The sequence below is a fragment of the Rhodococcus pseudokoreensis genome, from assembly GCF_017068395.1.
GTDB lineage: Bacteria > Actinomycetota > Actinomycetes > Mycobacteriales > Mycobacteriaceae > Rhodococcus_F > Rhodococcus_F pseudokoreensis.
Genome location: NZ_CP070619.1, coordinates 4,277,337 through 4,295,379 on the forward strand (window position 1 = coordinate 4,277,337; position 18,043 = coordinate 4,295,379).

The 18,043-nt window shown below is 67.1% G+C and carries 21 protein-coding genes; 11 read left to right on the forward strand and 10 right to left on the reverse strand.

The genetic code is table 11. The annotated features are described in order from the left end of the window. Window positions 1-46 precede the first annotated feature (46 nt). Window positions 47-712: a TetR/AcrR family transcriptional regulator gene (locus tag JWS13_RS24800; protein ID WP_206008044.1), complete on the forward strand. Its 666-nt coding sequence runs from the start codon at window positions 47-49 to the stop codon at window positions 710-712. A 32-nt stretch (window positions 713-744) separates the two neighbouring features. On the opposite strand, the gene JWS13_RS24805 is transcribed toward JWS13_RS24800, so the two are convergent. The 5 genes from JWS13_RS24805 to JWS13_RS24825 form a co-directional block, all read right to left on the reverse strand. Then, the gene (locus JWS13_RS24805; protein ID WP_206008045.1) at window positions 745-1,194 is read right to left on the reverse strand and encodes an acyl-CoA thioesterase; all 450 of its coding nucleotides are present in this window, start codon (window positions 1,192-1,194) and stop codon (window positions 745-747) included. Between the two features lie 22 nt (window positions 1,195-1,216). Continuing rightward, window positions 1,217-2,131 carry a cutinase family protein gene (locus JWS13_RS24810; protein ID WP_087554980.1) on the reverse strand — a complete coding sequence of 305 codons (915 nt, stop codon included), beginning with the start codon at window positions 2,129-2,131 and terminating at the stop codon, window positions 1,217-1,219. Between the two features lie 181 nt (window positions 2,132-2,312). Beyond that, on the reverse strand, window positions 2,313-3,764 hold the full coding sequence (locus JWS13_RS24815; RefSeq protein ID WP_124392316.1) for a glutamate synthase subunit beta: 1,452 nt from the start codon (window positions 3,762-3,764) through the stop codon (window positions 2,313-2,315). Continuing rightward, entirely contained in the window at window positions 3,757-8,355 is a 4,599-nt protein-coding gene (gene gltB, locus JWS13_RS24820; RefSeq protein WP_206008046.1) for a glutamate synthase large subunit, read from the reverse strand. The genes JWS13_RS24815 and gltB overlap by 8 nt, the downstream gene beginning before the upstream one ends. Before the next feature lie 306 nt (window positions 8,356-8,661). Further along, the gene (locus tag JWS13_RS24825; protein ID WP_206008047.1) at window positions 8,662-9,210 is read right to left on the reverse strand and encodes a TetR/AcrR family transcriptional regulator; all 549 of its coding nucleotides are present in this window, start codon (window positions 9,208-9,210) and stop codon (window positions 8,662-8,664) included. A gap of 55 nt (window positions 9,211-9,265) precedes the next feature. Here JWS13_RS24825 and JWS13_RS24830 point away from each other — a divergent pair, with 55 nt between their 5' ends. From JWS13_RS24830 to JWS13_RS24870, 9 genes are all read left to right on the forward strand, one after another. Continuing rightward, window positions 9,266-10,288 (forward strand): FAD-dependent oxidoreductase, encoded by a 1,023-nt coding sequence (locus tag JWS13_RS24830; RefSeq protein WP_206008048.1) that lies wholly within the window; start codon window positions 9,266-9,268, stop codon window positions 10,286-10,288. Between the two features lie 289 nt (window positions 10,289-10,577). Next, on the forward strand, window positions 10,578-11,459 hold the full coding sequence (locus JWS13_RS24835) for a glycoprotein (RefSeq protein WP_241032289.1): 882 nt from the start codon (window positions 10,578-10,580) through the stop codon (window positions 11,457-11,459). Window positions 11,460-11,530: 71 nt separating this feature from the next. Further along, on the forward strand, window positions 11,531-12,208 hold the full coding sequence (locus JWS13_RS24840) for a DUF8176 domain-containing protein (protein ID WP_241032290.1): 678 nt from the start codon (window positions 11,531-11,533) through the stop codon (window positions 12,206-12,208). Then, entirely contained in the window at window positions 12,205-12,981 is a 777-nt protein-coding gene (locus tag JWS13_RS24845) for a hypothetical protein (RefSeq protein WP_206008050.1), read from the forward strand. The genes JWS13_RS24840 and JWS13_RS24845 overlap by 4 nt, the downstream gene beginning before the upstream one ends. A 60-nt stretch (window positions 12,982-13,041) precedes the next feature. Next, entirely contained in the window at window positions 13,042-13,338 is a 297-nt protein-coding gene (locus JWS13_RS24850) for a hypothetical protein (protein WP_206008051.1), read from the forward strand. Next, on the forward strand, window positions 13,335-13,598 hold the full coding sequence (locus JWS13_RS24855; RefSeq protein WP_206008052.1) for a hypothetical protein: 264 nt from the start codon (window positions 13,335-13,337) through the stop codon (window positions 13,596-13,598). The genes JWS13_RS24850 and JWS13_RS24855 overlap by 4 nt, the downstream gene beginning before the upstream one ends. Window positions 13,599-13,618: 20 nt before the next feature. Beyond that, on the forward strand, window positions 13,619-13,858 hold the full coding sequence (locus tag JWS13_RS24860) for a DUF7660 family protein (RefSeq protein ID WP_206008053.1): 240 nt from the start codon (window positions 13,619-13,621) through the stop codon (window positions 13,856-13,858). A 30-nt stretch (window positions 13,859-13,888) separates the two neighbouring features. Beyond that, a complete protein-coding gene (locus JWS13_RS24865; protein WP_206008054.1) occupies window positions 13,889-14,131 on the forward strand; it encodes a hypothetical protein in 243 nt (80 codons plus the stop codon). 71 nt (window positions 14,132-14,202) lie between these two features. Beyond that, a complete protein-coding gene (locus tag JWS13_RS24870; protein ID WP_206008055.1) occupies window positions 14,203-14,553 on the forward strand; it encodes a hypothetical protein in 351 nt (116 codons plus the stop codon). A 124-nt stretch (window positions 14,554-14,677) separates the two neighbouring features. Here JWS13_RS24870 and JWS13_RS24875 read toward each other — a convergent pair whose 3' ends face one another. Beyond that, on the reverse strand, window positions 14,678-15,073 hold the full coding sequence (locus tag JWS13_RS24875) for an SRPBCC family protein (protein ID WP_206008056.1): 396 nt from the start codon (window positions 15,071-15,073) through the stop codon (window positions 14,678-14,680). Between the two features lie 114 nt (window positions 15,074-15,187). On the opposite strand from JWS13_RS24875, the gene JWS13_RS24880 reads away from it, so the two are divergent. Further along, on the forward strand, window positions 15,188-15,583 hold the full coding sequence (locus JWS13_RS24880; protein ID WP_206008057.1) for a VOC family protein: 396 nt from the start codon (window positions 15,188-15,190) through the stop codon (window positions 15,581-15,583). Here JWS13_RS24880 and JWS13_RS24885 read toward each other — a convergent pair. From JWS13_RS24885 to JWS13_RS24900, 4 genes are read right to left on the reverse strand one after another with little or no spacing between them, the layout of a single operon-like run. After that, window positions 15,573-16,256 carry a helix-turn-helix domain-containing protein gene (locus JWS13_RS24885; protein ID WP_206008058.1) on the reverse strand — a complete coding sequence of 228 codons (684 nt, stop codon included), beginning with the start codon at window positions 16,254-16,256 and terminating at the stop codon, window positions 15,573-15,575. The genes JWS13_RS24880 and JWS13_RS24885 overlap by 11 nt on opposite strands. A 46-nt stretch (window positions 16,257-16,302) precedes the next feature. Beyond that, window positions 16,303-16,764 carry an RDD family protein gene (locus JWS13_RS24890; protein WP_206008059.1) on the reverse strand — a complete coding sequence of 154 codons (462 nt, stop codon included), beginning with the start codon at window positions 16,762-16,764 and terminating at the stop codon, window positions 16,303-16,305. Next, window positions 16,761-17,414, reverse strand: coding sequence for a hypothetical protein (locus JWS13_RS24895; protein WP_206008060.1), 654 nt, complete (start codon window positions 17,412-17,414; stop codon window positions 16,761-16,763). Before JWS13_RS24895 ends, JWS13_RS24890 begins: the two co-directional genes overlap by 4 nt. Before the next feature lie 54 nt (window positions 17,415-17,468). Continuing rightward, entirely contained in the window at window positions 17,469-17,864 is a 396-nt protein-coding gene (locus JWS13_RS24900) for a DUF6292 family protein (protein WP_124392331.1), read from the reverse strand. Between the last annotated feature and the right edge of the window lie 179 nt (window positions 17,865-18,043).

Below are 18,043 nucleotides of genomic sequence, written 5' to 3' on the forward strand. Positions count from 1 at the left end.
ACGCTATACGGAAACACCGCGGCAGGGAAGACTACGATTCGATTCGATGACGAACCCCCAGCAAGACGCCGGTGACGGGCGCGCTGCCCGTTGGCGCGGCCAACGCGAGAAGCGGCGCTCGGAGTTCGTCGAACGGGCACTCGTCGCCATCGCCGAAGAAGGTCCCGACGTGTCGGTCGCGACGATGGCCGTCTACGCCGAGGTCGCGCGCACCCGCATCTACCGGCACTTCGAGGACAGCACCGACCTCCGGAACGCCGTCGCCCGGCGGGTCGCCGCGATGATGCTCCTCGAATACGCGCCCGTGATCACCACCGACGGCGCGCCGCGCGCGATCCTCACCCGCGCCGCCCGCACCCACCTCGACTGGGTCACCGAACACGCCAACCTGTACCGCTACCTGATGTCGTTCTCCCCCGCCGCCGAAGAGGTGCGGCGGGCTATCACCACCGCCGTCGCCGACATGCTCCGCCCGTACCTGGATGCGCTCGGCACTCCGGCCGCCGCGACACCTCTGGCCAACGCACTGATCGGGATGGTCGAGTCGGTGGCGCTGGACTGGATCGAACGACCGGGCGGCACCGACGTCGGCGCGCTGACCGAGCAACTGGCCGCGTGGGCGTGGGCGCTGGTCGACACCACGATGCGCGGCCGCGGCGTGGTCCTCGACCCGGACCTTCCCCTACCGGCCCCCGGCGACCTCCGCACGTGAGTGGGAAAGCGTCCCGGAACACACTTTGCCGCTCACGTACGGGACCAGCGGGCCAGGTACTCGCGCTCGGTGGCGGTGATGCGGCGTAGCCGCTGGGCGTCGACATCCGCGACGGCCATCTGCGTGGTCGCGGTGACGGCCGGCGGGTCGGTGATCGGGGTACGCGCGCCGCGGACCTCGTAGCCGATGGTGAAGTCGACGGCCCGGTGCTTCGCGATCCACATCGTGACCCGGAGCGGGCTGTCGGAATGCCGCAACTGTCCCCGGTACCGCACGTGGATGTCGGCGATGAACGCGCTCGTGATGAGCGACGAGTTCTCGCTGCCCTCGCTGAGCAGCCAGTCGATCCGGGCCTCTTCGAGCAACGTCACCATCCGTGCATGGTTGATGTGCTGAAAGGCGTCCATGTCGGACCACCGGACGGTCACGAAGGCGTCGTAGCCGACGACGGCGGCAGGGGAGTCGGTCACGATGGACATCATCCCCTGCCGCCGTCGGCGGAACTCACGCGATGTCGCGCAACCAGTTCTTCAGCCACGTGGTGGCCGGCGTACCCGAACCGTCGACCGCGTAGCTGGTGTAGTCCTGGTGGGCCTGCGACTTGTAGAACTGCTCCAGTTCGTCGATCCGCTTCTCGTTGTGCTGCTCGTCCAGCTGAGCCATCAGCGCGGGCACACCGCCGACCGCGAGGATGTCGTTCCAGATCGCCAGCGCTTCCTGCTGGTAGCGGCCGAACAGGTTCGGCGTCGGATCCGACGTCTGCGCGAGGAACCCGGCGAGCCGCGTCACGAAGTCTTCCTTCGGCGTGGAGCAGTACAGGTCGCCGTACGCGCAGAAGGTGCGCGTGTTCTGGCTGACCCAGCCGAAGCCGCCGATGCGGGGACCACCGGCACCGCTGCCTGCGACGGCGGGGCCGACGAGGGCGTCGGTCGGCGACCGCCGCGGATCGGAGACGAGTCCGACGGCCGCGATCTTGTCGGCTGGGACGACACCGAGGCCGGTGCCGATCTCCGAGGCGAGATCACCCGCGGCGTCGGCGCCCTGGCTGTAGCCGATGATCGACAGCTTGGTGTCGGGGCACTGCTGCGCCATCGACGACAGCATGCCCTTGGCGTTGGTGACCGCCTGCGCCTTCGAGCGCCCGTACACCTCGGACTCCCACGGGAAGGCCGTTGCAGCGTACGTGACGTAGTCGGTGCGGATCGACGACGGCAGACCGTTCGTCACCGCGGACAGCAGACCCGGCGTGGGCCGGACGTTGTCCTTGGTGGACGTTTCCCACGTCCCCGGAATCGCGACCACGTACAGGCTCGGGCAGGGGTCCGCATTCGCTACTGCGCTCGTACCCACCACCCCCGACGCCACCGGGATGGCCGCGGCAGCGGCCACTGCGGTCAAGAATGCGATAACCCGTCTCATTGCCATGGCATCAACCTGTTCTCCCCTTCGCCGTCCAGCAGACGGGATGCTGCCAGGACGACGTGACCTAAAGATGCACGATCGGTAAATGAACGTTACCGACCGAACGTGACCTCCGCACGATAAACCGACACCCCGGTAGGAAAACCTACCGGGGTGCGGATTGAACTGGCGGTTACAGCTACCGCTGCGGGGCGGTGGTGGTCTCGATCGGAGACGGCAGCGACGTCTTGCCCTCGAGGTACGCATCGACCGCTGCGGCCGCGGAGCGACCCTCGGCGATGGCCCACACGATCAGCGACTGTCCGCGTCCCATGTCGCCGGCCACGAAGACGCCGTCGACGTTGGTGGCCCACTTCGCGGAGCGGGCGACGTTGCCGCGCTCGTTGAGGTCGACGCCGAGATCGGTGAGCAGGCCCGGCTTCTCGGGTCCGGTGAAGCCCATCGCCAGCAGGACGAGGTCGGCCTCGAGCTCGAAGTCCGAGCCCTCGACCTTCTCGAAGCGACCCGACTTCATCTCGACCTCGTGGGCCTTCAGCGCGGTCACCTTGCCGTCGGCACCGACGAACCGTTCGGTGTTCACGGAGAAGAGGCGTTCGCCGCCTTCCTCGTGAGCGGACGCGACGCGGTACATCAACGGGTACGTCGGCCATGGGGTGTGCTCGGCGCGGGTCTCGGGCGGTCTCGGCATGATCTCGAACTGGTAAACGCTCTCGGCACCCTGACGGTGCGAGGTGCCCAGGCAGTCCGCGCCGGTGTCGCCGCCACCGATGATGACGACCTTCTTGCCCTCCGCGGTGATGGTCGGCTGCTCCAGATCGCCGAGCTGCACGCGGTTGGCGATCGGCAGGAACTCCATCGCCTGGTGGATGCCGTCCAGCTCGCGGCCGGGGATCGGCAGGTCGCGGGCCTCGGTGGCACCGCCGGCCAGGACCACGGCGTCGAACTGCTCGCGCAGTGCGTCCGCCGTGATGTCGACACCCACGTTGACACCCGTCTTGAAGACGGTGCCCTCGGAGTTCATCTGGTCGAGACGGCGGTCGATGTGCCGCTTCTCCATCTTGAACTCGGGGATGCCGTACCGGAGGAGCCCGCCGATGCGGTCGGCCCGCTCGAACACGGTGACCATGTGCCCGGCGCGCGTCAGCTGCTGCGCTGCAGCGAGACCCGCGGGTCCGGAACCGACGACGGCGACCTTCTTGCCCGTCGAACGCGTCGGGTGCACCGGCTTGACCCAGCCCTCGTCGAAGGCGCGGTCGATGAGCTCGACCTCGACCTGCTTGATGGTGACGGGGTCCTGGTTGATGCCCAGGACGCACGACGCCTCACAGGGTGCGGGGCACAGCCGCCCGGTGAACTCCGGGAAGTTGTTGGTCGCGTGCAGGCGCTCGATGCCGTCGTGCCACCGGTCCTTGTACACCAGGTCGTTCCACTCGGGAATCAGGTTCCCCAGCGGACAACCGTTGTGGCAGAACGGGATACCGCAGTCCATGCACCGGCTGGCCTGAGTCTTCAGGGTGTCCGACGAGAATTCCTCGTAGACCTCGTTCCAGTCGAGCAGGCGCAACGGCACCGGCCTGCGAACCGGAAGTTCGCGTGACGTGTGCTTCAGGAAGCCGCTTGGATCACCCACGAGCTGCCTCCATCACTGCCTCGTCCACGTTCTTTCCATCCTTCTTCGCGGCCTCGATGGCCAAGAGCACCTTCTTGTAATCGCGGGGCATGACCTTCGCGAAATGATTGACCTGCTGCGACCAGTCGGAGAGGATGCGCGCGGCAACCTCGGAGCCCGTCTCGTCGCGGTGACGCTCGATCGCGGACTTGAGCCAGGTGAAGTCGTCACCCGTCAGGTCCTCGAGATCCACCAGTTCCGTGTTGAGGTTGTCCTCGAACACCTTGTCCGGGTTGTAGACGTACGCGACGCCACCGGACATGCCGGCACCGAAGTTGCGTCCCGTCGCACCGAGGATGACGACCTTTCCGCCGGTCATGTACTCGCAACCGTGGTCGCCGACACCTTCGACGACGGCGGTGGCACCGGAGTTGCGGACCGCGAACCGCTCGCCCACGACACCGCGGAGCAGAGCCTCACCGCTCGTGGCACCGAACAGGATCACGTTGCCGCCGATGATGTTGTCCTCGGCGACGAACCCGGGCGCGGTCTCCAGCGGCGGGCGCACCACGAGGCGTCCACCGGACAGGCCCTTGCCGACGAAGTCGTTGGCATCGCCGTGCAGGCGCAGGGTCATGCCCTTGGGGACGAACGCACCGAAGCTGTTACCGGCCGAACCGGTGAACGTGATGTCGATCGTGTTGTCCGGCAGTCCGTCGCCGCCGTACGCCTTCGTCACCTCGTGGCCGAGCATGGTGCCGACCGTCCGGTTGACGTTGGTGATCGGCGACTCGAACGACACCTTCTCGCCCTTGTCGAGAGCGTTGCGGCTCTGGACGATCAGCTGCTGGTCGAGCGCCTTGTCGAGGCCGTGGTCCTGGGTGCCCGTGCAGTACAGGTCCTGGTCCATGAACGCCGACTCGGTCTCGTGCAGGATCGGCGACAGGTCGAGGTTGCCGGCCTTGCTGCCCTTCCAGTGCTCGAGCGCCTTCGTGGTGTCGAGGGCGTCGACCTGGCCGACGGCCTCGTCGAGGGTGCGGAAGCCGAGCTCCGCGAGAAGCTCGCGCACCTCTTCGGCGATGAAGAGGAAGAAGTTCTCCACGAACTCCGGCTTGCCGTTGAACCGCTTGCGCAGCACCGGGTTCTGCGTCGCGACACCCACGGGGCAGGTGTCGAGGTGGCAGACCCGCATCATGATGCAACCCGACACCACCAGCGGCGCGGTCGCGAAACCGAACTCCTCGCCACCGAGCAGCGCGGCGACCATGACGTCGCGGCCCGTCTTGAGCTGGCCGTCGACCTGCACGACGATGCGGTCGCGCAGACCGTTGAGCAGCAGCGTCTGCTGGGTCTCGGCGAGGCCGAGCTCCCACGGGGCGCCCGCGTGCTTCATCGACGTCAGCGGGGTGGCACCGGTGCCACCGTCGTGACCGGAGATCAGCACGACGTCCGCGTGTGCCTTGGACACACCCGCGGCGACGGTGCCGACACCGACCTCGGACACCAGCTTCACGTGGATCCGGGCCTGCGGGTTGGCGTTCTTCAGGTCGTGGATCAGCTGCGCGAGATCCTCGATCGAGTAGATGTCGTGGTGCGGCGGCGGCGAGATCAGCCCGACGCCGGGCGTGGAGTGCCGGACCTCGGCCACCCACGGGTACACCTTGTGCGCCGGCAGCTGGCCGCCCTCACCGGGCTTGGCTCCCTGCGCCATCTTGATCTGGATGTCGGTGCAGTTGGTCAGGTAGTGCGACGTGACACCGAAGCGCCCCGACGCGACCTGCTTGATCGCGGACCGGCGCCAGTCACCGTTCTCGTCCGGCGTGAAGCGGGCCGGGTTCTCGCCGCCCTCACCGGAGTTGGAGCGGCCGCCGAGGCGGTTCATGGCGATGGCGAGCGTCTCGTGCGCCTCGGCGGAGATGGAGCCGTAGCTCATCGCACCGGTCGAGAAGCGCTTGACGATCTCGGTGGCGGGCTCGACCTCGTCCAGCGGGACGGGCTCGCGCACACCCTTCTTGAACTCGAAGAGGCCACGCAACGCTGCGAGGCGCTCGGACTGGTCGTCGACCAGCTTCGTGTACTCCTTGAACACCTCGTACTGCCCGGTGCGCGTGGAGTGCTGCAGCTTGAACACCGTGTCCGGGTTGAACAGGTGGTACTCGCCCTCACGACGCCACTGGTACTCGCCGCCCACCTCGAGCTCGCGATGCGCGCGCTCCTCGGGACGGTCCAGGTACGCGTTGGCGTGGCGAACCGCGACGTCGGCGGCGATCTGGTCGAGGCCGATGCCGCCGAGGCTCGAGTTGAGCCCGGTGAAGTACTCGTCGACCAGGTCCTGCGACAGGCCGATGACCTGGAACAGCTGGGCGCCGGTGTAGGACGCCAGGGTGGAGATGCCCATCTTGGACATCACCTTGAGCACACCCTTGCCCGCGGCCTTGATGTAGTTCTGGATGGCCTTGTCGAGCGTGACACCCTGCAGTTCGTTGTTCTGCACCGCCTCGTCGACGGTCTCGAACGCCATGTACGGGTTGACCGCGGCCGCACCGAAGCCGATGAGGAGCGCCATGTGGTGCACCTCGCGGGCGTCGCCGGCCTCGACGATGAGACCGACCTTGGTGCGCGTCTTCTCGCGCACCAGGTGGTGGTGCACGGCCGACGTCAGCAGCAGCGACGGGATGGGCGCATACGTCTCGTTCGACTCACGGTCGGACAGGACGACGAGGCGCGCACCGCCGGCGATGGCCTCCGACACCTGGTAGCGGACGTCGTCGAGGGCCTTGCGCAGACCCGCTCCGCCCTCGGCCACCGGGTACAGACCGCGGACGATGACGCTGCGGAAGTTCGGGAATTCGCCGTCGTCGTTGACGTGAATGAGCTTCGACAGGTCGTCGTTGTGCAGGATCGGCTGCGGCAGGAAGATCTGCCGGCAGGACTCCGCGGTGGGGTGCAGCAGGTCGTGCTCGGGGCCGATGGTGCCGCCGAGACTGGTGACGACCTCCTCGCGGATCGCGTCGAGCGGCGGGTTCGTGACCTGCGCGAACAGCTGCGAGAAGTAGTCGAACAGCATCCGCGACCGCGACGACAGCACGGCGATCGGGGTGTCGGTACCCATGGAACCGAGAGCCTCGGCACCTGAGATCGCCATCGGCTTGACGAGGAGGTTGACCTCTTCGTTGGTGTACCCGAACATCTGCTGACGCAGAACCACACGCTCGTGCGACATGTAGGTGTACGGGCGGTCCGGCAGGTCGTTCATGTGGGTCAGTCCCTGGTCGAGCCACTCCTGGTAGGGGTGCTCGGCGGCCAGTTCCGACTTGATCTCGTCGTCGCTGATGATGCGACCCTCGGCGGTGTCGACGAGGAACATGCGGCCGGGCTGCAGCCGGATCTTCTTCACGACGGTGGCCGGGTCGATCGGCAGGACGCCGACCTCGGACGCCATGACGACGAGGCCGTCGTCGGTCACCCAGAGGCGGGAGGGGCGCAGGCCGTTGCGGTCCAGGACGGCGCCGATGACGGTGCCGTCGGTGAAGCACACCGACGCCGGTCCGTCCCACGGCTCCATGAGCGACGAGTGGTACTGGTAGAACGCCCGGCGTGCGGGGTCCATGCTCTCGTGGCGTTCCCAGGCTTCCGGGATCATCATCAGTACGGCGTGCGGCAGGCTGCGGCCACCGAGGTGCAGCATCTCCAGCACCTCGTCGAAGCGCGCGGTGTCGCTGGCGCCGTTCGTGCAGACCGGGAAGATCTTCTCGAGCTGCTCGCGACCGCCGAAGATGTCACTGTCGATGAGCGCCTCACGGGCACGCATCCAGTTCTCGTTGCCGGTGACGGTGTTGATCTCACCGTTGTGCGCCACGCGCCGGAACGGGTGGGCCAGCGGCCACGACGGGAACGTGTTGGTGGAGAAGCGCGAGTGCACGAGGCCGAGGGCCGACTCGACGCGCTCGTCCTGCAGGTCCAGGTAGAAACCCTTCAGCTGCGGCGTGGTGAGCATGCCCTTGTAGACGAACGTCTGGCTCGACAGGCTCGGGAAGTACACGGTCTCGCGACCGGGACCGTCCTTGCCTGCGCCTTCGCTGCCCAGTTCGTGCTCGGTGCGCTTGCGGACGACGTAGGCGCGGCGCTCGAGGTCGAGTCCGGTGAGGGCGTCGTTCTCGCTGCCGATGAAGATCTGCCGGAACGTCGGCATGGCGTCGCGGGCCAGGGCGCCGAGCGACGAGTCGTCGGTCGCGACCTCACGCCAGCCGAGGACCTTCAGGCCCTCGCTCTCGACGATCTTCTCGACGGCGTCGGCGGCGCGCCGCGCGTCGGCCTTGCTCTGCGGCAGGAAGGCGATGCCGGTGGCATACGTGCCTTCCGCGGGCAGCGCAAAGTCGACCACGGCGCGGAAGAACTTGTCCGGGACCTGGAGGAGGATGCCGGCGCCGTCACCCGTGTTGGGTTCGGAGCCCGCGGCACCACGGTGCTCGAGGTTCACCAGCGCGGTGATCGCCTTTTCGACGATGTCCCTGCTGCGGCGGCCCTTCATGTCCACGACGAACGCGACACCACAGGAGTCGTGCTCGTTCGACGGGTGATACAGCCCCTGGGGGCCTGGAAGTTGCTTCATACCTAGCCTTCGTATGCCAAAAGATGCACCGACGACCAGCAGCGCTGATGGCCATCAACTTGCAATGCAGGTGCCGTCACGACGTGCTCGGCACCACCGATCGGCTATCGCCCTTTTGCAGCACGCTGGGTGTGGTCCTCGCACCAGGCGACGTGGCTTTTCGGTCGGGTCGGACTTTCGTGGGTCCAACGTGTAACGAAAACGATAATTCAGAACCCCTGACGAAACACAACTTAGGTTGGCCTATTAACCCTCTGAACTGGGCATTGTCGAGGGCGGACCTCGTCCGACTGCACTGAGTACATGTTAAGTGAGCGCGCGGAGGACCGCTGTAATTCCCGCAGTCGGATCGAAATCGAGATCCGGGACGGTCAGTTGATGAAGGATCAGACCGTCCAGGTAGTCGGTGATCACGACGGCGTCCGAGGCGGGATTCTTCGAACCCACACGTTCCAGCATGTCCGCACCCCATTCCACGAGGGCGCGCCGGGCCGATCCGATCTTCGCGTCGAGCCCCGGCGTGACGGAGGCCTCGACGAACAGCGAGTAGCGCGCGCTCGTGCGGACCCGGTCCGGACCGGTGGAAAATCTCACAAAGGCGACCAGCGCAGCGATCAGCGCGTCCGTGCTGTCGGGTCGGAGGTGCGCGAACTTCTCCCAGTCCTCCCGGTCACGTTCGACGAGCCGTGTGACGATCCCCTCGAGCAGCGTGCCCCGGCTGCGGAAGTAGTTGGACGTGGACCCTTGCGGCATTCCGGCCCGCTCGTCGACGCCGCGGTGCGTGAGGGCCCGGACCCCCTTCGTGCCGAGAAGCGCGATGGCGGCGTCGAGCACCTGCTCCCGTTTGTCTGCCATAACACCGACACTACATCGGTAGTAAATTCACTACACCCGTAGTACCGTGGTATTCATGACGCACTCCGCAGCAGTCCTCGGCGGTGGCATCGGCGGACTCGCCGTCGCCCGCTACCTGCACCGCGCCGGCTGGCACGTCGACGTCTTCGAGCGTGCCGACGCCCTGCCCACGTCGGGCACCGCGCTCGGCATGTGGCCGCAGGCCCTCGACGCGCTGGACGCGATCGGCGCGGGCGACCGGGTCCGCACCCTGGGGTCACCCCAGCACCGCGGCTCGCTCCTGCGCCCCGACGGATCCGTGATCGGCACCATCGACAACCGCGACCGCACCGCCTACCTGCTGTCGCGGCCCGCCCTGCTGGCGACGCTCGCCGAGACGCTGCCCGACAGCATGATCTCGTTCGGCACCCCCGCTCCCGCCCTCGACGCGCTGACTGACCGCGACGTCGTGATCGGCGCGGACGGTCTGCGCAGCCCGACCCGCACGCAACTGTTCGGCGACAAATTCGAGCCACGGTATGTAGGAGCCACCGCCTGGCGCGGCTGGGTGCCCGGACATCGCGACACCGTCAGCGAAACCTGGGACGCAGACGCACTTTTCGGCATCACCCCGCGCGACGGCGACCTCGTCAACTGGTTCGCGTGCATCCGCACCGACGCCGGGCACCCCGGCGGCCTCGACTTCCTCCGGTCCCGGTTCGGGGGCTGGCACGCCGACGTCCGGGCCGTCCTGGAGGCCGCCACCCCCGACGCGATGCTCCACCACGACCTGTACGAGTCACCGGCCCTCGCGTCGTACGTGTCGGGCACCACGGCGCTGCTCGGCGACGCCGCCCACGCGATGGCGCCGAACCTCGGCCGCGGCGCGTGCGAAGCCCTCGTCGACGCCGTCACACTCGGCCGATTCCTGACCGCCGACACCGACATTCAGACGGCGCTGCGCCGCTACGACCGCACGCGTCGGCCCGCCACCCGGCGGCTGGTGCGCGGATCGCGCGCCATGTCCGCCGTCGCGATGACCGGCCGTCTCCGCCCGCTGCGCGATCTGACGGTGAAGCTGGCCGCGGGCCTGGCCTGACCGGAATCCGGGGGCGCGGGAACGGTTGCCCGTCTGGTACTTTGCCGCGGTAGGGGGAAGAGAAAGAACCGGGGGCGGTCATGGGGGCGATGAACGACGGCTGCGGCAGTGCGCCGGCAGCACGGACGGATCTCATCGGGGAAACAACACATCCACCGTGTCGGTGGAGGCATTCTGCTGTGCTCGCTTCCCTCTTTCGGTGCCTCTGATCTGCATCTCTCGTGCGTTTGCTTCGTCAGCACCAGTCCGTTCGATCAACCATGTCCGTTCGACTTCAGGAGTCAAAGACTTGAGAATCCGCATGCACGCTCTGGCCGCCGCGATCTCGGTGTCCGCCGCCGCACTGCTCGGGGCCGCGGCCGCACACGCCGCTCCGGCCACCACCCCGCCGTCGACGTCGCAGCCGGGCGTCACCGACCCCTCGGCGGCGCCCACCACGTCGCAGCCCGGCGTGACGGTCCCGTCCACGCCGCCGAGCACGTCCCAGCCGGGTGTCACCGACCCGGCGGCCCCGACCACGACGACACCCGCTCCCCCGCAGGCGCCGCTGGCCGTCCCGGGCGCCGAGACGGCCGCACCCGCCGCACCCGATCTGGCGAAGGACGAGGCTCCGGCGGAACCGGCACCCGCGGCGCAGTCCGTGCCCGCCGAGCAGGCCGCCCAGCCCGCGACCGTGTGGATCGACCCCGACGACATGCCGAAGTCGCACCAGGCACCCGTCGCCCCCGCCCTGCCCGTGCCGAAGCCGGTGGTCGAGGTGAATGCGGCCGCCGACACGCTGGTCGGTGCGGTGCCGGTGGCCGTCAACGGCCGCCAGTACGGCAACCCCGAGGGGTACGTCGGGACCATCGGCTGGCGCGTCGGTGACGCCACCGGAACCGCGGGCATCGCCGTCGACCCGTCCTCGCCGACCGCCGCCACCGTCTCCGCGTTCTCGGCCGACTCCAACGCCGAGCACCCGACGAACTGGTCGGCACCCGTCGACGTCACACCCGTCGCCGCCGCGATCGCGGACGCCGCCGTCCGGTACCCGGCGTTCGGGCAGCTGGTGCAGACGATCGCGTCCCTGCCCGCACCGCAGCTCCCGCAGCTGCAGTCGACCGACAGCGGTCCGGCGACCACCACCATCGGCGGCGTGAACGTGCGCAGCCAGGCGACGCTGCACGTGTGATCCGATTCCCCCGCGCGGAGCCCGTCAGGGGTGGGCTCCGCGCGGGGGAATGAGGTGTGGAGGATTCAACTGTGACAGAACCGCCGAACAGGGCACCCCTCGACCGCTTCTCACACTGGTACCCGCCCTTCCCGTCGGCCGCGGCACCGACGGTTCCCGTCGTGGAGCCCGAACCCGAACAGCTGCCCCCTCCCCCCGCACCGACATGGCTGACGCCGGGCGACGAACCCGATCCCACCCCGCCCGTCCGGGACGGTCGCGGCAAGCGGAAACTCGCGGTCTCCGGAGCCGCCGCCGCGGTGGTCGCCGTCGTCGTCGGTGTGGTCGCCGTGTTCACCTCGACTTCCGGTGACGCGAGCGGAAACCCGGTCGCCGCAGGTTGGTGCGCCGCATCCCGCGACGGTGCGACGGTCGTCGGCAACGGTCCCGGCGGGACCACCGACGGCGTCGCCGCGATCCTGGCCTTCGACCACGCCTACTACGTCGAACGAAGCGGCGCGAAGGCCCGCGAGGTGGTCGCCCCCGACGCGCCCCTGGGGTCCGCCGAGACCATCCAGGGCGGCATCGACTCGCTGCTGCCCGAAGGCACCGAGCACTGCCTCGCCATCACCGAAACCGAACCCGGCCACTACGCGGTGACGCTGTCGGAACTGCGACCGGACGGGTCGACGAAACGGTACGAGCAGGTCGTCACCACCGCGGACCGCGACGGTCGCACGTACATCACATCCATTGGAGACGCGAAGTGACCGACCAACTGCAGCAAGCACTTCCGGTGTCGACCCTGGTTCTCGGGGCGTGCGGAGGAGCAGGTGCCACCACGACGGCGCTGGGGCTCGCCAACACCGAGGCGGCACGCGGCGGCGCCGTCGTCGCCGTCGATGCGACCCCCGCGGGCGGCGATGTCGCCGAACGCGGGGCCGACGCCGTGCTGTCCGTGAGCGGCCTCGAGCAGCTGGTGGCGTCCGCGGTCGCAAGCCCCGTCGCGGACGACGTGTTCGACGGATATTGCTCCCGCACCAGCGCCGGGACCCGCATCCTGAACCGCATCGGGAACCAGACCGCGTCGGACCGTGAATTCCACACTCTCACAAGCTCACTGCGCGCCCGCCAGGTCAGCGCCGTCCACGACCTCGGCCACCGGCTGCGTGCCGCGTACCTCGCGCCGCTGCTGACCACACCCACCCCCATCGTCCTCGTCGTCCCGTGCCGCGCCGACGCGTTCAACCGCCTCCGCTCCGCACTGCAGTCGATCGGTGACACCCTCGGCGAACCCGGACTGGCCCGCACCGTCGTCACCGTCTCGAACCAGGACGCCACCGGCTGGCAGGTGGACCTCGACCTCCTCCGCGAATACCTGGGCGGACAGGTGTGGGGCGTCCAAACCATCCCTTACGACGAACACCTCGGCATGGGAATCGTCATCGAACACGCCAAGCTCGCACCCGAAACCCGGGCGGCGTACCAACGCCTCGCCGCCGCCGCATCGGCCGTCGCCGAAGGTCGTGCGGAACGGGTCTGAGCCCGGCACGTCCAGTACCCTTCCGGGCCGGGAGGACATTCGACAACAAGGAGCTGTTAGTTGAGGTACCTCAGACTGTCAGCCGACTACATGAATCCATCGTTGATCGACCAAATAGGTGGATCAATTAGCCCCTCAGAACTGAATCTGTCGGCGGAATTACAGAGCGTGATTGCTGAGTGGAATTGCGCCTACCAGCCGATTATTCCGTTGGACATGACGGAACGGTCAGACGACGAATGGAGATCCACCATCCACAGATTGGATACTCGGGGCCTCTATCTCGCGCAAATGATCGCCGATGAATTGGCCGATGAAGCGAAGGTCGAATACTACAGCGAAGGCCTGCTGGGATGAAATTCAGCGACACACTGGTATCGACGATATTCCGTTATTCGATCGGAATCGAGGAAGACTCCGGCCAGCACTACCTGTCGTTCCCCGTGAGCAATGGCATGGTGGACTATGAAGAGCATTACAAGATCGATGTCGAGAGCTACCACCAGTTTCTGTCGGACACCGCGTCTGCGGTCGCATTTGCAGACGAATGTCGGGACCGGAAGAGGGATGACTTACTCATACTGAAGCCCGGAAGGTTTCGGGGAATCCCGAGTTGAAGACAAACATGGTCGCCCTGATGCCCAGCGAGGTCCACACTAGAGAGGAATTCATCGAGTTCATTCGCAATACCGCAGCGGAAGTGGCGGATAAACCGGAGAACTTCGAGAATCTCAGGACCCATGACTACCTCTTCGCAGCAGCGGCGTGGACTGTGGATATGGACGGCTACTTCGGAAATTTGGGTCTGCCCATGCCGACAAATCAGAACTGGAACTTCATCGCCACAATTCTCGCCGCGGCGCTTCACTACGAATAGGATGGAATCCAAGGACTCAATGGATAACAAATGAACGACGAGATCATCGACGAATTCCTGAAGGTCGAATGCGACAGCGCGACGCGCAATCTGCTCCTCGGAATTATCGACGATAGTCCACTAAATTCCACCCGCACAGTGACACTGAATGCGTTCAATGTCCTTATCGATACACATCAGAAAGTAGTCGTTATTGAAGACGAACTCGATGCCGAAAAATCGACCGAACTGCCGCTGGCCCGGATGCGTGCAATTCTCACATCTGCGCACTGATTGGCTACTTGCAGCAGCAATTGCGTGAGCGGATGACTATTCGATGTGCGGATGTGTCAAGATCACCTTTCGTGCACAGCCAATTCGAAATACCCACGTCGGATGAGTTAACAAATTTTCATCAGCTGACGTCCGAGCCATTGCCGGATGCGCCTGGCGGCTACGTCCTCCGTGCGGCAGCGAGTCGGGAAGATATCGAACTGGCCGTCGATCCGCTGGGCCGCTCCATCAGGCTGAGGCTTTCGGTCCTCTCACAGCTGGTCCTCGACGTCTTTCGCGAAGGAGCAACCACACTCCGATTCACCGAAACCGATGGTTCGCTGGTCGTTGCAATTGAATTCGAGGCGCACGGAATCGCCGGGACCTTGCACATCGACATCGGTAGCACAATCAGCGTCAGGGACTCACTCTTCCTTCGGTGAGGACACCGCAGCACGACATCCGCGCACGGATTTGCCACCTGCGCACGCAATTGCGTGGGCTTCTGACCAATCGGTGCGCGGATGTGCCCGGCGCACGCACAAACGGCGGCAAAAAACGCGCGCCTCACGCCTCCAGCAACCCCTTCAGCTTCTGGAGGTCGGCGGTGACGGCTGCGGCGTCCTGCGCGAATTCTTCGGCGCTCACGCCGTCGCGTCGGCGGATGGTGAAGAGGACTTCGCTGTGGTCGCCGTCGGGGATGACGCGCACGGGGTTGTAGACGATGTCGCCGCTGGGGAGGGTGACGTCGTGGTCGAGGATGCCGTAGTCGTTGGCGGGTGCGAAGGTCACCGCGACCTGGCCCATCGGGGAGTCGGCGAGCCAGCGGTCGCCGTCGCGGGTGATGGTGCTGCTGAGGCCGGCAGCCCAGGCGGGGAGGTTGGCGGGGTCGCTCGCGTAGGCGTACACGTCGGCGGCAGTCCGGGCGATGAACACACTGACATGGGTTGATTCGGTGGTCATGGCTCCCAGCATGGCCGCTGCACGACCCGGGTGATTGAAGAAATCGGACCCGCGTGGCGCCAGATGTCCGAAACCTTCAATGCGGGTCCGTCCCAGATCGTTAGCGTTCTGGACATGACCGCAACATTCAGTGCCATCGAACTGGTCGTCCGCGACCTGCCCGCGTCGCTCGCGTTCTACCGGCGGCTCGGACTCGACATTCCGGCCGACGCCGATCAGGCGCCGCACGTCGAATTCGAACTTCCAGGTGGGGTTCGCCTGCTGTGGGACACGATCGAGACCATCCGCTCGTTCACTCCCGACTGGACCGAACCTGCCGGAGGGCATCGCATCGCGCTCGCCTTCGACTGCGGGACCGCTGCCGGCGTCGACAGCCTCTTCGACGAGATCACGGGCGACGGCTACAACGGCAAGAAGAAGCCGTGGGACGCACCGTGGGGGCAGCGCTACGCCACCGTCGACGACCCCGACGGCAACTCCGTCGATCTCTTCGCCGCGCTCACGCCGTGACCAGCTGACCGAAGGTGCGGCCCGTCAAGTCCTGGGCCTCCCGGATCAGGTGGGCCTGGTCGGCGAACCCGGCCATGCCGGCTGCCTGCGCAGCGGGAACGGCCGACCCCGCCAGCCCGACCGCCGACTGCAACCGCAGGATCCGGGCCAGCATCTTCGGCCCGTAACCGAACTGCCGTCGGCACAAACGGTGCAGTTGGCGCTCGCCGACACCGATCCCGTCCGCGACGTCGCGGACGGACGCCTGCTGCTCCAGAAGTCGCACCACCGCGGGGATTCTGCCGTCCGGCGGCAGCCCGAGGAGCCTGCGTGACCGCGCGAACTCCTCGAGCGCCCGGCCGGGGTCGGCGGCGTCGGCGATCCTGCCGAGGAATTCTGCGGTGACGCGGTCGCTCAGCACGTCCGCGAGCGGCACCCGCTGATTGATCAACTCCTCGGCCGGGGTTCCGAGGAGGTCGGGCAGAGTGCCCGGGGAACAACGCAATCCGACGTAGCGGTCGCCCTCCCGGCTGCGAGTGAGATACGGGCGGGAATCGGGGCCGGCCACGACGACGTCGCCGTTCATCCAGATGAGGTCCATGCAGCCGTCGGGCAGGATCGCGGCTTCACCGCCGGCCGCGGTCTTCTGCCACACGACGGCGCCGGGGAACACCGACCGCCGCTCCGTGTACATGACCCCATGCTAGGCAGCCACTACGACACTCTGCAGGGATGCGAGGTCAGGTTTTCGGCTCGCCGACGTGCAGATCGGGCTCCCAGTCGTAGACGACGGCGGTGCGCAGCAGGATGTCCTGCAGGGACCGGCGCCTGCCGTCGACCGCCGCCCACAGCAACCCGAACCCGAACATCACGCACAGCAACGCCCGGAGAAGGGCGCGGAGCCAGCCGATCAGTTCACCGTTGCGGCTGACCACCCGCAGCCCCATGGTCACGGCGCCGACGGTGCGGCCGCTCACGGCCCAGCACGCCGTCAGGTACAGCACCGACACGCCGATGAACATGCTGACGGAGAGCAGCGCACTGGCGTCGGGAAACGTGAACTCCTGCGGGGAGAACAGCAGCCGCACGAACAGTGCGCCCACGTAGATGCCGCCCATCACGGCCATGACGATCGCCAGATCGATGCTGCTGGCCAGACCCCGGGTGACGATCCCGGCCGCACGATGCGCGGGCGCGCTCATGCATCGTCCGGTTCGTGCCCGCGCCCGAACAACTTGCCCACGAACCCGGCGACGGCGTCGTCGGCCTGCATGCCCTGGGTGCGCACCCCGCGGACCGCCTCGTTCGACATCGAGTCGGTCGATTCACGGATGATGCGCGGGAGGTCGACGCCCTCGATCACGGTGTCGGCGAGCACCACCAGGTCGACCCGTCCGATGACGGAATCCACGTCGACGCGGTCGACGATCGCATCCACGTCGATCCGCGCGGCGACGGCGTCGATGTCCACGCGATCGAGGATCAGCGGAATGTCGACCCGGGCGGCGATCGCGTCCACGTCCACCCGGTCGATGATCCGCTGGATGTCGATGCCCTCGGCGACGACGTCGAGGTCGACGTGATCACGCACGATCGCGGTGAGGTCCACCTCCTGAAGAGCGACCTGCACGACCTTCCGCAGCACCGCGTGCAGCACCCGATCCGCAAGTTCGTCGGCGCCGCGAAGTGTCTCGGTGCCACGTTCCTCGAGGGTGACGAGTACCGGGTCGACTCCCGGCAGGCGTCGCGCCGTGTCGATCCCGAATCCGATCACGCGCTGCAACGCACCGGCTGCGGTCGCGGCGGCGCCGGCCGCGAGGCGCAGCGGATCGGGGGCTCTCCTGCCGTCCATATTCGCTATCCAAGCCGGTCGACGCCGGGGCCGCACGGGTTCTCGCGAACTGGGTCACCCGCGAGGAGCGCCGGGGCCGTGCACGATTCGCGGGGCAGGCTTTCCGGTCGCCCGCTGAGGGGCCCAGCCGGCGAGTTCGGTGAGCATCTCGGCGACCCGATCCGAACACCGTGCGGGATCCGGGGCCGGTCCCAACCCGAGTGCCTCGACCACCAGAACGTTTCCCTGCGAGAGTCCGTGGACTCCGAGCGACCACCCGAAGTGGCGGTTCCAGGCCAGGACGGCCTTCCGGCCACGGTAATAGGGGATCTCGCTGGAAAGGGTCACGACCACGTCGAACGCCGGGGTGAACCACCAGTCGACCGACAGGGCGTCCACCATCGTCGCGACGGAACCGACGTACTCACCGACATTCGCCGAGCTGGTGGCCCGGACCTGGCTGATGCTCATCTACAACCCACTCTCGACGTTCGCAGTAACCGAGCGGAAGAAGCCGGACGGCAGGTTCACACTCGAGTCATTCGTCACGAACCGCCGAGGGGACGGGTTCCGGTCCGGAAGGGCCGGAGGTTCGCGACGAGGCTTCCACTTCATCGTCGGGCCGCGCGGGCTGCCGAGGTAGGCACCCT

What these genes read in the sequence shown, in the direction of transcription:
- JWS13_RS24800 (WP_206008044.1), top strand. Translation starts at nt 47, where the DNA reads ATGACGAACCCCCAGCAAGACGCCGGTGACGGGCGCGCTGCCCGTTGG.
- JWS13_RS24805 (WP_206008045.1), bottom strand. Translation starts at nt 1,194, where the DNA reads ATGATGTCCATCGTGACCGACTCCCCTGCCGCCGTCGTCGGCTACGAC.
- JWS13_RS24810 (WP_087554980.1), bottom strand. Translation starts at nt 2,131, where the DNA reads ATGAGACGGGTTATCGCATTCTTGACCGCAGTGGCCGCTGCCGCGGCC.
- gltB (WP_206008046.1), bottom strand. Translation starts at nt 8,355, where the DNA reads ATGAAGCAACTTCCAGGCCCCCAGGGGCTGTATCACCCGTCGAACGAG.
- JWS13_RS24825 (WP_206008047.1), bottom strand. Translation starts at nt 9,210, where the DNA reads ATGGCAGACAAACGGGAGCAGGTGCTCGACGCCGCCATCGCGCTTCTC.
- JWS13_RS24830 (WP_206008048.1), top strand. Translation starts at nt 9,266, where the DNA reads ATGACGCACTCCGCAGCAGTCCTCGGCGGTGGCATCGGCGGACTCGCC.
- JWS13_RS24855 (WP_206008052.1), top strand. Translation starts at nt 13,335, where the DNA reads ATGAAATTCAGCGACACACTGGTATCGACGATATTCCGTTATTCGATC.
- JWS13_RS24860 (WP_206008053.1), top strand. Translation starts at nt 13,619, where the DNA reads ATGCCCAGCGAGGTCCACACTAGAGAGGAATTCATCGAGTTCATTCGC.
- JWS13_RS24865 (WP_206008054.1), top strand. Translation starts at nt 13,889, where the DNA reads ATGAACGACGAGATCATCGACGAATTCCTGAAGGTCGAATGCGACAGC.
- JWS13_RS24875 (WP_206008056.1), bottom strand. Translation starts at nt 15,073, where the DNA reads ATGACCACCGAATCAACCCATGTCAGTGTGTTCATCGCCCGGACTGCC.
- JWS13_RS24880 (WP_206008057.1), top strand. Translation starts at nt 15,188, where the DNA reads ATGACCGCAACATTCAGTGCCATCGAACTGGTCGTCCGCGACCTGCCC.
- JWS13_RS24885 (WP_206008058.1), bottom strand. Translation starts at nt 16,256, where the DNA reads ATGTACACGGAGCGGCGGTCGGTGTTCCCCGGCGCCGTCGTGTGGCAG.
- JWS13_RS24890 (WP_206008059.1), bottom strand. Translation starts at nt 16,764, where the DNA reads ATGAGCGCGCCCGCGCATCGTGCGGCCGGGATCGTCACCCGGGGTCTG.
- JWS13_RS24895 (WP_206008060.1), bottom strand. Translation starts at nt 17,414, where the DNA reads ATGGACGGCAGGAGAGCCCCCGATCCGCTGCGCCTCGCGGCCGGCGCC.
- JWS13_RS24900 (WP_124392331.1), bottom strand. Translation starts at nt 17,864, where the DNA reads ATGAGCATCAGCCAGGTCCGGGCCACCAGCTCGGCGAATGTCGGTGAG.